Source organism: Enterobacter cloacae complex sp. P40C2 (genome assembly GCF_014930695.1).
Lineage (GTDB): Bacteria > Pseudomonadota > Gammaproteobacteria > Enterobacterales > Enterobacteriaceae > Enterobacter > Enterobacter pasteurii.
In genome coordinates this window covers 234,070-248,587 of the sequence record NZ_JADBRP010000009.1, presented here as the reverse complement: position 1 = coordinate 248,587, position 14,518 = coordinate 234,070, and the positions used below count along the sequence as shown (strand labels likewise).

The 14,518-nt window shown below is 54.5% G+C and carries 13 protein-coding genes and 1 tRNA gene; all 14 read right to left on the bottom strand.

Features of this window, described 5'->3' with window-relative positions:
* Positions 1-2: 2 nt before the first annotated feature.
* The 14 genes from IM304_RS16635 to mngA all read right to left on the bottom strand — a co-directional run bounded on the left by IM304_RS16635 (position 3) and on the right by mngA (position 14,363).
* Positions 3-75: transfer RNA gene (locus IM304_RS16635), tRNA-Lys, on the bottom strand.
* A gap of 161 nt (positions 76-236) precedes the next feature.
* Positions 237-1,025 (bottom strand): cell division protein CpoB, encoded by a 789-nt coding sequence (cpoB, locus tag IM304_RS16630; RefSeq protein ID WP_193356455.1) that lies wholly within the window; start codon positions 1,023-1,025, stop codon positions 237-239.
* A gap of 9 nt (positions 1,026-1,034) precedes the next feature.
* Positions 1,035-1,556, bottom strand: a complete 522-nt coding sequence (gene pal, locus IM304_RS16625) for a peptidoglycan-associated lipoprotein Pal (protein WP_003858578.1) — start codon at positions 1,554-1,556, stop codon at positions 1,035-1,037.
* Between the two features lie 34 nt (positions 1,557-1,590).
* Positions 1,591-2,883: a Tol-Pal system beta propeller repeat protein TolB gene (tolB, locus tag IM304_RS16620; protein ID WP_045308832.1), complete on the bottom strand. Its 1,293-nt coding sequence runs from the start codon at positions 2,881-2,883 to the stop codon at positions 1,591-1,593.
* Positions 2,884-3,012: 129 nt separating this feature from the next.
* On the bottom strand, positions 3,013-4,266 hold the full coding sequence (gene tolA, locus IM304_RS16615; protein ID WP_023299616.1) for a cell envelope integrity protein TolA: 1,254 nt from the start codon (positions 4,264-4,266) through the stop codon (positions 3,013-3,015).
* Between the two features lie 28 nt (positions 4,267-4,294).
* Entirely contained in the window at positions 4,295-4,723 is a 429-nt protein-coding gene (gene tolR / locus IM304_RS16610) for a colicin uptake protein TolR (protein WP_003858589.1), read from the bottom strand.
* Between the two features lie 3 nt (positions 4,724-4,726).
* Positions 4,727-5,419 carry a Tol-Pal system protein TolQ gene (tolQ, locus tag IM304_RS16605; RefSeq protein ID WP_003858590.1) on the bottom strand — a complete coding sequence of 231 codons (693 nt, stop codon included), beginning with the start codon at positions 5,417-5,419 and terminating at the stop codon, positions 4,727-4,729.
* On the bottom strand, positions 5,416-5,820 hold the full coding sequence (gene ybgC, locus IM304_RS16600; protein ID WP_180240999.1) for a tol-pal system-associated acyl-CoA thioesterase: 405 nt from the start codon (positions 5,818-5,820) through the stop codon (positions 5,416-5,418). Before ybgC ends, tolQ begins: the two co-directional genes overlap by 4 nt.
* Before the next feature lie 148 nt (positions 5,821-5,968).
* Positions 5,969-6,259: a cyd operon protein YbgE gene (gene ybgE / locus IM304_RS16595; RefSeq protein WP_176610870.1), complete on the bottom strand. Its 291-nt coding sequence runs from the start codon at positions 6,257-6,259 to the stop codon at positions 5,969-5,971.
* Positions 6,259-6,372 carry a cytochrome bd-I oxidase subunit CydX gene (gene cydX / locus IM304_RS16590; RefSeq protein ID WP_006177208.1) on the bottom strand — a complete coding sequence of 38 codons (114 nt, stop codon included), beginning with the start codon at positions 6,370-6,372 and terminating at the stop codon, positions 6,259-6,261. Before cydX ends, ybgE begins: the two co-directional genes overlap by 1 nt.
* A 14-nt stretch (positions 6,373-6,386) precedes the next feature.
* Positions 6,387-7,526, bottom strand: a complete 1,140-nt coding sequence (cydB, locus tag IM304_RS16585; protein WP_148420803.1) for a cytochrome d ubiquinol oxidase subunit II — start codon at positions 7,524-7,526, stop codon at positions 6,387-6,389.
* A gap of 15 nt (positions 7,527-7,541) precedes the next feature.
* Positions 7,542-9,110 carry a cytochrome ubiquinol oxidase subunit I gene (cydA, locus tag IM304_RS16580; protein ID WP_148420804.1) on the bottom strand — a complete coding sequence of 523 codons (1,569 nt, stop codon included), beginning with the start codon at positions 9,108-9,110 and terminating at the stop codon, positions 7,542-7,544.
* A gap of 676 nt (positions 9,111-9,786) precedes the next feature.
* Positions 9,787-12,423: a mannosylglycerate hydrolase gene (gene mngB, locus IM304_RS16575; RefSeq protein ID WP_193356456.1), complete on the bottom strand. Its 2,637-nt coding sequence runs from the start codon at positions 12,421-12,423 to the stop codon at positions 9,787-9,789.
* A gap of 23 nt (positions 12,424-12,446) precedes the next feature.
* Complete coding sequence (mngA, locus tag IM304_RS16570) at positions 12,447-14,363, bottom strand: PTS 2-O-a-mannosyl-D-glycerate transporter subunit IIABC (protein WP_193356457.1); 1,917 nt, start codon at positions 14,361-14,363, stop codon at positions 12,447-12,449.
* Between the last annotated feature and the right edge of the window lie 155 nt (positions 14,364-14,518).

Here is a 14,518-nt window from a genome sequence, read left to right as displayed (position 1 = left end):
GGTGGGTCGTGCAGGATTCGAACCTGCGACCAATTGATTAAAAGTCAACTGCTCTACCAACTGAGCTAACGACCCACTTTTATGCTGCTTTCACGTTGTTTGATATCCCGTGGCAACGGCGGCATATATTACTGATTTAAGAATTCAGCGCAACAAAAATTTCGATGAAGATCACTTAACTGCTTAGGAATCATGCTGCACGACCAGAAATAACGCGATTTCTGGTCATGCGATAATCAACCCATCGAGTTCAAACGTTTTTGCGCCTGTTTTGCGCCGTCGGTGCCCGGGAATTTCGCAACCACCTGCTGATAAACCGCTTTGGCTTTTGCAGTGTCGCCTTTGTCCTGCATGATCACGCCGACTTTAAACATCGCATCAGGCGCTTTCGGTGATTTCGGGTAATTTTTCACCACAGAGGCAAAATAAAACGCCGCATCATCCTTTTTCCCCTTGTTGTAATTCAACTGACCCAGCCAGTAATTCGCATTTGGCTGGTAAGTGGAATCGGGGTACTTCTTCACGAAGTTCTGAAACGCAACGATAGCATCGTCCTGACGCGCCTTGTCCTGAACCAGGGCAATGGCCGCGTTGTAGTCCGTATTCGCGTCACCGCTCTGTACAGGCGCTCCAGACGACGCGGAGGCATCTGCCGCAGGTGCAGGCGTCGCCGCACCGCTTTGATCGCCTGCTGCGGGCTGTGCAGCCGCACCGCCGCTGCTCAGGCTATCCATCTGCGACAAGATTTGCTTCTGGCGTTCCACAACCTGATTAAGCTGATACTGACTCTCCTGGATCTGGCCACGAAGGGAATCGATATCGTTCTGGTTGTCGGAAAGTTGCTGCTGGAGTTGAGTTAAAAGCTGGCTGTGAGCGTTAGAGATACGCTCGAGTTGAGTGACCCGATCTTCTACCGAGCCTGAGCCGACACTACTGATTGGTGCCTGAGCAAAAGCGGCCCAGGGGGCCGCTATTCCAACCAGTAACGACAGACTCATCAGATGATGTCTGAAGTTACTGCTCATGCAATTCTCTTAGTAAACGAGTACGGCACGACGGTTTTTGGAGTAAGCCGCTTCGTCGTGACCCAGTACTGCTGGTTTTTCTTTACCGTAAGAAACGATGGAGATCTGGTCAGCAGAAACGCCTTTACCCTGCAGGTACATTTTAACAGCGTTCGCACGACGTTCACCCAGGGAGATGTTGTACTCTGGAGTACCACGTTCGTCCGCGTGACCTTCTACGGTGACTTTGTAAGACGGGTTGCTACGCAGGAAGTTTGCGTGCGCATCCAGCATTGCAGCGAAGTCAGAACGGATGTCGTATTTATCCAGATCGAAGTAAACGATGTTGTTCTGCTGCAGCTGCTGCATCTGAAGACGCGCTTGCTCTTCAGAAGACATGTTGCCATTGCCGTTAGCGTCCATACCGGTGCCGGCACCCATCATGCCTTCGCCGCTCTGGTCATTGCTTGCGTTCTTGTTAGAAGAACACGCTGCGATTGCCATTACAGGCAGAGCGATCATCAGCCCCTTCAGCACTTTGTTCAGTTGCATTTCTAAGATTCCTTTAGTAATCAATTAATTATTATTACAGATACGGCGACCAGGCAGGTGATTTGACCTGTCCATCAGTTGCCGGAAGACGCGCTTTGAAACGCCCATCTGTAGAAACCAGATTCAGCACGGATCCCATCCCCTGAGAAGAGCTGTAGATTACCATAGTGCCGTTAGGTGCCAGACTTGGCGTTTCATCCAGGAACGTTGACGACAGTATTTGTACGCCTCCCGTTACCAGATCTTGTTTGGCAATGTGCTGCTGACCACCCGCAGTGCTGACCATTACCATTGTTTTACCATCGGCACTGACGTCAGCATCCTGGTTCTGAGAACCTTCCCAGGTAATACGCTGCGCTGCTCCGCCGTTGATATTCATTTTATAGACTTGTGGACGACCCGCCTGGTCAGACGTAAAGGCCAGATTCTGGCTGTCCGGGAACCAGGTTGGTTCAGTATTGTTGCTACGGCCGTCCGTAATCTGGCGGATCTGACCAGATCCAATGTCCATCACATACAGGTTCAGGCTACCGGTTTTAGACAGGGCAAAGGCCAGCTTAGTCCCATCCGGAGAGAACGCAGGTGCACCGTTGTGGCGCGGGAATGAAGCAACCTGGCGCACGGCACCGTTAGACAGCGTCTGAATAACCAGCGCGGAACGGCCGCTCTCGAAGGTCACGTACGCCAGTTTGGAGCCGTCAGGAGACCATGCCGGAGACATCAGCGGCTGTGGAGAACGGTGAACGGTGAACTGGTTGTAGCCATCGTAGTCAGAGACGCGCAGCTCATACGGGAACTGTCCGCCGTTGGTCTGAACCACGTACGCGATACGGGTACGGAACGCACCTTTAATACCGGTCAGCTTCTCGAACACTTCGTCACTCGCCGTATGGCCAGCGTAGCGCAGCCACTGCTTGTTCACTTTATACGTGTTCTGAGCCAGAACGGTACCCGGCGCACCGCCGGTATCAACCAGCTGATACGCAACGTTATAGCCGCCGTCTGGTGCAGGCGTAACCTGACCAACAACTACCGCATCAATACCCAGTGCAGACCATGCAGCAGGCTGAACGTCCTGCGCAGTACCCGGCTGCTGAGGCAGGCGGGAACGATCTAATGGGTTAAATTTACCGCTGTTACGCAGGTCAGCTGCAACAATGCCGCCAATATCTTCAGGCGCAGCGCCCGGGCCTGCCCACTGGAACGGAACGACACCAATCGGACGCGCCGAGTCCACCCCCTGGGTGATCTCGATACGTACTTCTGCGTGCAGTACAGCTGCCCACAGCATTAAAAAACTAACTGCTACACGTAATGCCTGCTTCATCATATCTCCCTTATCTGGGTAACCTTACCCACGATAATTTAGCAGAATGTTAACAAACCCAAATAGACAAAACTACTTATCCTGATTACGACCATAGACTGTTTTTCATACTTCCGTTAGAAGAGTTGATTACAGCTTAAAGTCCAGTTTGGCATCTTTTATCCTTTCATAAACAGCCTCGCTAGGCGGTTTAGGAATGTTCGCCGATCTGGCTGCGGCCAGCGCAGCCTGACAGAGCGCAGGATCGCCCCCTTCAGACGTCACGCTTTTCAACCTGCCGTCTGGCGCAAGATTGATGTGCAGTACGCATTGCTTGCCCTGATACAGGCCTGCATCAAAGAGTCGGCTCTGAATCGCAACCTGGATCTGTTTGGCATAAGCACTGATATCTGCACCTGTTGCCCCACCGTTGGCTCCGGAGGTACCGCTGTCTTTTGACGGCTGTCCATTTCCTTTCGCCCCACCGCCCGTTTTCGGTGCATTCTTACCGGAACTCAGGTCGCCCAGCAGATCGTCAACCCCTGCGGCTGCGGCAGCTTTCTCAGCGGCAGCGGCCTTTTTAGCAGCGGCTTTTTCGGCTGCTGCTTTCTTATCGGCAGCGGCTTTCTCAGCTGCAGCTTTTTTATCAGCAGCGGCTTTTTCCGCAGCGGCGGCTTTTTCTGCCGCAGCTTTCTCAGCGGCAGCCGCTTTCTTCGCCGCTTCGGCGGCCGCTTTCTTCTCTGCTTCCTGGGCGGCTTTCTTCGCGGCTTCTGCTTCGGCTTTCTTCTGTGCGTCAGCAGCGGCTTTTTTCGCGGCTTCGGCTTCCGCTTTCTTCTTCGCATCAGCAGCGGCCTTCTTCGCGGCTTCTGCTTCGGCCTTCTTCTGCGCGTCAGCAGCGGCTTTTTTCGCCGCTTCTGCGGCTACTTTCGCCTGAGCATCTGCCTGCGCCTTAGCGTCTGCAGCGGCTTTGGCTGCCGCCTCCTCCGCCTGCTTCTGCTGTTCCTGCGCTTTCTTCGCTGCGGCTTCAGCCTGTTTCTGCTGCTCCGCCTGCTCTTTCGCGGCTTCCTGCGCCTGCAAACGCTCTTTCTCAAGCTGCTTCAAACGTTCCTGCTCGGCGGCCTGCTTTTCACGCAGCTCTTCCGCCTGCTGTTGCGCCTGTTTTTCACGCTGCTCTTCAGCGCGTTTTGCGCTCGCCTGCTGCTGTTGCTGACGATTATAGTTCTGCACTACCGCACCGGGATCTACCATGACGGCGTCGATGGATGAGCCTCCACCACCGCCCGATGCATCAATGTGCTCATCGAACGAACTCCAGATCAGCGCTGCAAAAAGAATCACGTGCAGCACTGCGGAGACGATTATCGCTCGCTTAAGCTTGTCGTTCTGTTCGGTTGCCTTTGACACTATCGGTTCCCAAAAACTACGCAGATGATCAAATAGGCTGAGTCATTAAGCCAACTGACTTAACGCCCGCGCTATGTAGCAAGTTCAGCGCTTTGATAATTTCATCATATGGTACGTCTTTCGCACCACCGATTAAGAAGACCGTCTTCGGATTTGACTCCAGGCGTCGTTGCGCTTCAGCAATAACCTGCTCTGGGGGGAGCTGATCCATACGATCCTTCTCGACCACCACGCTGTACTGCCCTACGCCGGAAACCTCAATGATGACCGGAGGATCGTCATTGGTGCTTACCGCCTGTGATTCTGTCGCATCCGGCAGATCAACTTCCACGCTCTGGGTGATGATGGGGGCTGTCGCCATAAAGATCAGCAGCAGCACCAGCAGCACGTCCAGTAACGGAACGATATTGATTTCGGACTTGAGCTCGCGACGACCTCGTCCACGCGATCTGGCCATGGTTTACCCCTTGTTGCTCTCGGTGCTGGTAAACGCCTGACGATGCAGAATCGCGGTGAACTCTTCCATAAAGTTGTCGTAGTTCAGTTCCAGTTTGTTCACGCGCTGGTTCAGACGGTTGTACGCCATCACCGCCGGAATTGCGGCGAACAGACCGATTGCGGTCGCGATCAGTGCTTCTGCGATACCCGGTGCTACCATCTGCAACGTTGCCTGCTTCACCGCGCCAAGGGCGATAAAGGCGTGCATGATCCCCCATACCGTACCAAACAGGCCGATATACGGGCTGATGGAGCCTACGGTGCCGAGGAATGGAATATGCGTTTCAAGATTTTCCAGCTCGCGGTTCATGGAGATGCGCATCGCACGCGACGCGCCTTCTACCACGGCTTCCGGCGCATGGCTGTTAGCACGGTGTAAGCGAGCAAACTCTTTGAAACCGCTGTAGAAAATTTGTTCGGAGCCAGAAAGGTTATCACGGCGTCCCTGGCTTTCCTGATACAGACGAGAAAGCTCAATACCCGACCAGAACTTATCTTCAAACGCTTCGGCTTCGCGCCCAGCGGCATTGAGGATACGCGTTCTCTGGATGATGATGGCCCAGGAAGCGATTGAAAAACCAATCAAAATCAACATGATAAGTTTAACCAGAAGGCTTGCCTTCAGGAACAAATCAAGGATATTCATGTCAGTCACTGCTTAAACTCCGCGACAATAGACTTAGGAAGCGCACGAGGCTTCATTATGGTTGGATCAACACAGACAATCAGGACTTGAGCTGAGTTCAGTACCGTGTTCTCTGCATTGACTATCCGCTGCGTGAAAACCAGTGAAGTTCCGCGCATTGATGTAATTTCAGTTTGGACTTCGAGCATATCGTCGAGTCTGGCAGGCGCAAAATACTCAAGCGTCATCTTGCGTACCACAAAGGCAACTCGCTCAGCCAACAGCACCTGTTGACTAAAGTGATGATGGCGCAGCATCTCTGTGCGTGCCCGTTCATAAAAAGCAACGTAGCTGGCGTGGTAGACCACACCACCGGCATCGGTATCTTCGTAATAGACACGTACCGGCCATCGAAACAGCGTTGTATTCACTTTACATCCCGGTAAAACATGAAAAGTTGGGGCTTTCAAACTTCGCTACTATACGCGCGGGAATGATGGTTTGGAATGGGGGAAAGTAAACGGAGAGTAAATTTTTATGGGCTCGGGTAAGCCCATATCGTTAACGGACATTTCTTATTCAGAAGAAGAAGAAAATCAAACCGGCGAGGAGAACCAGATCGGCAATCAGCGGACAGAAGATGCCCTGCCAGTGAATCGCTTTCGGTCGAAAGCCGACACCGTGAATGACCCCTGCACACACCGCCCACATCATCAGGAAGCCGTGCCAGATCTCAAGCTCGCTGGTTTTCGCCGCGAAGCGCGACGGGTCCCAGAAGATACAGCCTGCCAGCAGTAATGCCATCACTAAAGAAAGCGCCCGTAACGGGCGCTTATCCATTACCGCATATAACGTTGCGATAATGTTCATTAGTGTTTTTCTTCACCTGCTTTAGACGCTTCAACATGCTCAAGCGCCAGGGCAGTGATGACACCAAATGCACAGGCAAGAAGCGTCCCTAAAATCCATGCGAAATACCACATATTCAGCTCCTTACTTAATACATAGAGTGGGTGTTGCTTTCGATATGTTCTTTAGTGATACGACCGAACATTTTCCAGTAACACCAGGAGGTGTAGAGCAGGATAATCGGTACGAATACACAAGCAACATACGTCATCAGGTTCAGCGTCAGCTGGCTGGACGTTGCATCCCACATGGTCAGGCTAGCGTTCATCATGGTGCTGGATGGCATCACGAACGGGAACATAGCAATACCGGCCGTCAGGATGATGCACGCCAGCGTCAGTGAAGAGAACACGAACGCCAGGGCGCCTTTCTCCAGACGAGACGTCAGCACGGTCAGCAGCGGCAGCAGCACACCCAGAGCCGGGATAGCCCACAGCGCAGGGGTATTATTGAAGTTCACCAGCCATGCACCTGCCTGACGCGCCACTTCTTTGGTCAGCGGGTTAGACGGTGCAGTGTGGTTGATGGCGGACGTCACCACGTAACCATCAATACCGTACACCACCCACACGCCGGCCAGCGCGAAGCAGACCAGCGTCACCAGCGCCGCAACCTGGGCGGTAGCACGGGAACGCAGGTGCAGTTCACCCACGGTACGCATCTGCAGATACGTTGCGCCCTGCGTGATGATCATCGCCACGCTCACAACACCTGCCAGCAGACCAAACGGATTCAGCAGCTGGAAGAAGTTGCCGGTGTAGAACAGACGCATGTACTCGTCGACGTGGAACGGTACGCCCTGCAGCAGGTTACCGAATGCCACACCAATCACCAGCGGTGGAACGAAGCTACCAATAAAGATGCCCCAGTCCCACATGTTGCGCCAGCGGGTATCTTCAATCTTGGAACGGTAGTCGAAACCAACCGGACGGAAGAATAAAGACGCCAGCACCAGAATCATCGCCACATAGAAGCCGGAGAACGCAGCCGCGTAGACCATCGGCCAGGCCGCGAACAGCGCGCCGCCTGCGGTGATCAGCCACACCTGGTTACCGTCCCAGTGCGGGGCGATGGAGTTGATCATGATTCGACGCTCGGTGTCATTACGACCGAGGAAACGGGTGAGCATGCCCACGCCCATGTCGAAACCATCGGTGACCGCAAAACCGATCAGCAGAACACCGATCAGCAGCCACCAGACAAAACGCAATACTTCATAATCGATCATTTGATGACTCCTGTCTTAGCGTGCCGGCTGAGTAGTCACAGCAGACTGCTCGTAGTGGTAGCGACCGGTTTTCAGGCTGCTCGGGCCAAGGCGCGCGAACTTGAACATCAGGAACAGTTCAGCCACCAGGAACAGGGTGTACAGACCACAAATCAGCAGCATGGAGAAGATCAGGTCGCCTGCGGTCAGGGAGGAGTTCGCTACCGCCGTTGGCAGCACCTCACCAATCGCCCATGGCTGACGGCCATATTCCGCGACAAACCAGCCGGATTCGATAGCAATCCATGGCAGTGGGATACCGTACAGCGCCGTGCGCAGCAGCCATTTTTTCTCACCGATACGGTTACGAATCACTGACCAGAACGAGGCCGCGATGATCAGCAGCATGATAATGCCGCAGCCCACCATGATACGGAACGCGAAGTACAGCGGCGCAACGCGTGGAATAGAGTCTTTGGTTGCCATCTGGATCTGCGCTTCCGTCGCGTCGGAGACGTTCGGGGTATAGCGTTTCAGCAGCAGACCGTAACCGAGGTCTTTCTTCACGTCGTTAAACCGATCGCGAACGGCCTGGTCGGTAGAGCCGGCGCGCAGCTGCTCCAGCAGCGAGTAAGCTTTCATCCCGTTACGGATACGCTCTTCGTGCTGCACCATCAGATCTTTCAGGCCAGTAACCTGTTTATCGACGGAACGGGTGGCGATGATGCCCAGCGCGTAAGGAATTTGAATGGCGAAGCGGTTTTCCTGCGCGTCCTGATCGGGAATACCGAACAGGGTAAACGCTGCCGGCGCAGGCTGGGTTTCCCATTCCGCTTCAATCGCGGCCAGCTTGGTTTTCTGCACGTCGCCCATTTCGTAACCGGATTCATCACCCAGAACGATAACAGACAGAATTGCTGCCATACCGAAGCTTGCTGCGATAGCAAAAGAGCGTTTTGCGAAGGCGAAGTCACGACCGCGCAGCATGTAGTAGGAGCTGATGCCCAGTACGAACATGGCGCCGCACACATAGCCAGATGCTACGGTGTGTACGAATTTAACCTGAGCAACCGGGTTCAGGACCAGCTCAGCGAAGCTGACCATCTCCATACGCATGGTTTCGAAGTTGAAATCAGACGCGATGGGGTTTTGCATCCAGCCGTTCGCCACCAGGATCCACAGTGCGGACAGGTTGGAGCCTAATGCCACCAGCCAGGTTACCGCCATATGCTGGACTTTGCCCAGACGGTCCCAGCCGAAGAAGAACAGACCTACAAAGGTGGATTCGAGGAAGAAGGCCATCAGACCTTCAATGGCCAGCGGCGCACCGAAGATATCCCCAACGTAGTGGGAATAATAAGACCAGTTAGTCCCGAACTGGAACTCCATGGTCAGACCGGTTGCCACGCCTAGCGCAAAGTTGATACCAAACAACTTGCCCCAGAACTTGGTCATATCTTTATAAATCTGTTTGCCGGAGAGGACGTAAACCGTTTCCATGATTGCCAGCAGGAACGCCATACCGAGCGTCAGCGGTACAAACAGGAAGTGGTACATCGCGGTCAAGGCAAACTGTAAGCGCGACAGTTCGACTACGTCTAACATTATGACTCCTTGCTCATCGCATGAAGACTCCGAGAGTGGTTCCCGTTAGATAAGGATCCACACGCATGCCCCAATACAAAGTAATCTGCATCCCTTCTTCATTGCTTATTCCCGACAAGAAAAAAGCAGTGATGAAAGGTTACAAATACGTTAAGAAAAAACCAAATTGATCCCGCAAATATAATACGCTGCAAAACCCTTACAATAAACAGGTTTTTATTCGAACAGATTTACGTTTTTCGACGGCGATCAATTTATAGCAAAATTACCACTTTTAGGCCATTTTGATCGGGAACAATTTAACGCCTTTTGGAGCCTTTTTCCAAGTATTAAACATTGATTTAAATCAAAAACGGCCCACCCTGTTAATGATGTTTCTTTGTGACATGGATAGTAAAAACCATGTTAACGATATGTATATTGAAAGTCGTGAATGGTTATAAAAGGCAGAAGATAATATAAACAGATGTGATTTTTATTAACGCGGCAGGAAAAACGTATTTGGCATAAAGATAAACATATTATGTTATCCGCTTCACAGTATTTTTTTATTGCTGTGCTGGAACGGCGCATGGTTACATTTTATTCACTTTTAATGGTCTTGAAATTAACACCTCTGCGTGATTATTCATTAAAAAAGGCCGCCCCCTCTGCGGCCTTTTTATTGCGGCAAGCGTTACCGGTCAATCTTCAGGCTAAAAGTGCGCGACTGCCCGGGACGGAATGGCCCGGAAATGTCCGCCCCGCCCTCTCCTGCTGCGGTAAACCTCTCATTCATGTCCGTTTCGCCGCAGGCCTTAACCGCACGATTCACGGTAATCGCCACGTCACAGGAGCGGGTCTCCGAAGGGTTGTACAGGCGCAGAATCATCTCGTCACGATCTTCCGCCTTTTTAAGCGCGCTGAGTACACACCCGTTTGGCGCCAGCGTCAGCAGGCTGTAACTTGTAGGTGCGGTGACTGCGGCCCGGTTAAGCTTCATCGCATCCCACGGGATTTTGTTATAGCAGTGCACGGGCGTTAACCATGATTTCGCCTGCTGCGCAACGCCGGCACTCACAGGCGTACCGTTAAAGCTGAACAGGCTAAAGCGACAGGTTAGCTGACCACGCACCTGCGAATCCGGCACGGGCATTTTGATCCCGGACGGTCTGCCCGGTCGCAGAAGTAAATCCTCCTTCCCCAGTACCCCCACGCCGCGAAGCAGCGTCAGGGCGAAGGTTTTTTGACGCTCGCCAGTTACCTCAAATTCGCGCAACCCTTCGGTGAAAAGCGCCATTCCGTTGCGTCTTTCCTGAAGCACCGCGTAATTAAGCAGATTCCACACCGGCAGCGGCGCTTCCTTCCAGCCCTCCTCCTGCCAGCTGGCCATCGCCTCATCCCGTACGGGACGCGTCAGCGAACCGAACTGGGTGTCGGCTAACACCTCCTCGGTGGTGAAGGGCGTTGGGATCAGCACCCGAACACGATGATCGTCCGCATGGTTTTCCAGACGCGCCTCAACGTCGATACGCCGGCTGTTATGGCTGAGCGTAATCGTCATTTCAGCCTCAAGCGTCCCCGTCCGCTGACGCGCAGAACGTTCGGCAAGACTGGCCGGCACCGCCATACGATGGCGGATCACCGCCCTGCTCTGCCAGGCTTCGTGGAACACCTCCACCTGATGCTCGCCCTGCGCTGAAGTGAGTCTCCACTCCTCGCGCGAAGGCGAATAATCGTACTCATCGCCATCGTCCGAGCTCTCTTCAATTTCCAGCGCACGGTCATAGATAAGTCCGGACGCTTTGTCGAGCAGGCGCAGGGTTCCGTCTCCATTCAGCGTAATCTCCCAGAACGCATTTTCCAGCAGTGCCCCCGGGGAATCTGCCGGTGCGAGCACCCTGCCGGCCACGTGCGGCTCGATATAAAGCGTGCGGTAACCCATTGACGGCAGGATTTGAGCGATCTGGATGTCAAACTCCATGAAGGGATCGTAGTTACCGTAATGCACAATCTGTCGGTCAATCAGACCGGGGTCGATCTCACGCGCGCCGCGGAGGTAATAAGGGATTTCATTACCCCTGTCGTCCAGCAGGCGGAACCGGCTGGCGCGCAGACGCAGCGTGGTGTTAATGACTTCCTCGCGCGGCCACGGCGTCAGGTTAAACATCACCAGCTTGTCCTCATCGCTCTGCGGCATGTTGTCGACAATCTTGCGCATATAGAAGCGCGTCAGGTTATCGGCCATGTCTTCCGCCAGCTCAAAGCGGGACATCACCTCGCGGTGCACTTTGTCGCTACAGCAGCAGCCGATACTGTCGTGGGCGTGATTCTTGAGGATCTCCTTCCACATTTTTTCCAGCAAACCGTGGTGATACTCAAAGCCCAGCGTCCAGGCAAGCGTGGCCAGCGGCTCAAGCACGTTGACGATTTTATTCTCGATACGGGCGTGGGCGATCTTAATGTCCATCCGCGTGGAGCCAATTGTGCGGTGCACGCGCATGTATTTGCCGTCAATAAACTCCCCTTTCAGCGTCGCCAGCTCGTCGCGGCGCGCGTCGATGCGGTCAAACACCTCCTCAAAGCGGCTCATGACAAACTGACGCTGGGGATAGATTTCCCGAAGTTTATCCATCACCGCAAAAATGTTCTGCTGTAGCGGCATCTGGTCATGGCCGTTCGGCAGCAAAATTTCCTTCGTTACCGAGGCTTTTTCGAGCACCTCAAAATAGCTGTCGAGTCGTTTCCGCAGCCCGGCTTCATCCTCCGGTAAGTACTTACCAATCGCGTAACCCAGCGGCAGTACCTGCGCCGTAACTTCACTCCCGTCCTGGCTCTGCCAGAGGAATTCGGTTTTATCGGTACCGTGACGCTCGGAACAGCCGCGCCAGAACAGGGTGCGCGTGATGCCAAAACCGTTATAAATGTGCGGCAGCTGGGAAGACATCCCGAAGGAGTCCGGCAGATAGCCAATCTTCATCGGCTCGCCAAAGGCCATGCAGTCGCGAATGCCGTACATCAGATTTCGCACAATCGACTCACCGGAGACAATAGTGGTGTCCGTCTGGGTATACCACGGCCCGATGATGAGCTTTCCGGCCTCTACCAGCGCTTTCACGCGCGGCCTGCTTTCCGGCTTCACCGCAAAATAATCCTCCAGCACCGCCGTCTGGCCATCCAGGACGTAGTACTTATACTCCGCGTCCTGCTCAAGACGGGCGAGGATCTCTTCCATATTATTGACCAGAAGAATACGTGACGCTTCGGTGGTGAAGTACCACTCACGGTCCCAGTGCATATGTGGCGTGATATGAACGCGAGATACGGCTTTCATCTTCGTTTCCTGTCAGTGCGTGTTTAGGATGGAATGTCTTCGGCCACGTATTTGCCGCTCGCCACGGCCTGACGCCGCCAGAGCAGTAAAAAAAGCGTGGAGATTGCGGAGCCGATCAGCGCGGCGCCAAACCAGCCCGCAGCGGCCATCACGCCGCCGAGCCCGGCATCGTGCAGTAAGAAGAGGGAGAAAATACCGGCTCCCGGGGTGGAGAGCCCAATGCCCATCGCCCCGACAATCGCCCCGGTCGCCATTGACCCCAGAACAAATGAGCCGATGACACGCAGCGGATCCTCGATAGCCATCGGTATCGCCCCTTCCGTAATGCCCGCCAGCCCCAGTAGCCAGGTGGATTTTCCGGTTTCGATTTCGAACTGCTTAAACAGTTTCGGCGCCAGCATCGTTGACGCCGTGACGGTAAAGGCCGATACCATTTTGACGGAGGCAAAGATCGCATAAGGCCCGTAGACGCCGTTAGCCATCGCTCCCAGGCAAAAGGCGTAAGAAGCCTTGTTGACCGGCCCGCCCAGGTCGAACGAGCACATAAAGCCGAGGATCGCGCCCAGGAGCAGCGCATTTGCGCCGGACAGCCCGTTAAGCCAGACGGTCAGCGCGGTATTGACCCAGGCCACCGGTTCGCCGATCGCAAACAGCATCAGGCTGCCTGCGCCGAGCACGCCGATCACCGGATAGAGATAAAAGGTCAGAAAGCCGTTGTAGCGGCTGCTCAGGCGAATATGATTTTTCACCCAGCGCATCAGGTAGCCTGCAATAAGCCCGCCGACGATTGCGCCCAGAAAACCGGCACCGATCGTATTGGCGGCTAAGCCGGCAGCGAAGCCCGGCGTGAGAGCAGGTTTATCCGCCAGCGAGTAAGCGGTATAGGCGGCCAGAACCGGCACCATCAGAATGCCGAGCATGCCGCCGCCCAGCTTACGGTACAACCACAGCCACGAGTTTTCCTGATCGAAGAGATGCTGTAAGCCCAGAACCTGCGCCAGCAGTACCGACACGGCCAGCACCGTACCGCCAGCGACAATCAGCGGTACCGCAAAGGAGATGCCGCTGAGAAGCGCCTGCTTGAGTTCCGTTTTAACGCTCTTTTTCGCTTCAGTATCGGCATGCGCAAAACGCGCATCGGATGAAGGCCGTAGCGCCAGCGCGCGCTCAATGAGCGCTTCCGCGTGGCGCAACGGTTCCGCGACGGGAACGGAAATGGCGGGGATCCCGTGAAAGCGTTCGCTCTCTTTGATCGCCACGTCCGCAGCAAAGATGCAGGCTTTCGCCTCACGCAGCTGCTGCGCGGTGAGTCGCCCCTCAATGCCGTTCGCCCCCTGCTTCTCTACCACCACGTTGACGCCGAGCCGACGTCCCGCTTTTTCGAGATATTCCGCTGCCATATAGGTATGGGCGATCCCGGCCGGACAGGCGGTCACGCAGACGATGGTCGGGGCATTCACGGCGACGTCGGCCTCTTCAGCCTGCGAGTTCGCCTCCAGAGCAGCGAGCACCGCTTCCGGGCTGGTCGCCGTCATCACCCGGGCCCTGAGATCGTCGTCCGCCAGGCGAGAGGTCAGCGCCGTCAGCACCTGGATATGCGTCGATCCCGCCTGTGCGGGAGGAATGGCGAGCAGAAAAATCAGCTCAACCTCTTCAGGCCCGTCCACGCCCTCCCATGCCAGCGGTTCGCGCAGCGTTGCCACGGCAAAAGCCGCTTCCTTCACGACCGCTGATTTGCCATGAGGGACGGCCAGCCCCTCCCCCAGCGCTGTCGGGCCAAGCGATTCCCGATGGAACACTTCTGCCAGAAACGTATCGGCGTCGGCGATTTTGCCCAAGGCCACCAGCCGCATCGCAAGCTGGCGTATTGCCTCATCGCGGCCTGTAAACTGCGCCTGTACGCAGACAGCACGCGGATCGGTCAGGGTCGTCAGGTTCATAAAGATCCTCACATATGCAGAGTTATTGTCTGGGGAGGATTGTGGCAGACCTAATAATACATTTATGTGATCATTTTCACTGATAACGATATTTGTATTCTATTTGTGTTATTTACAAATCATCCACTGAAGGCATAATTCCCTGAAAAGGTATT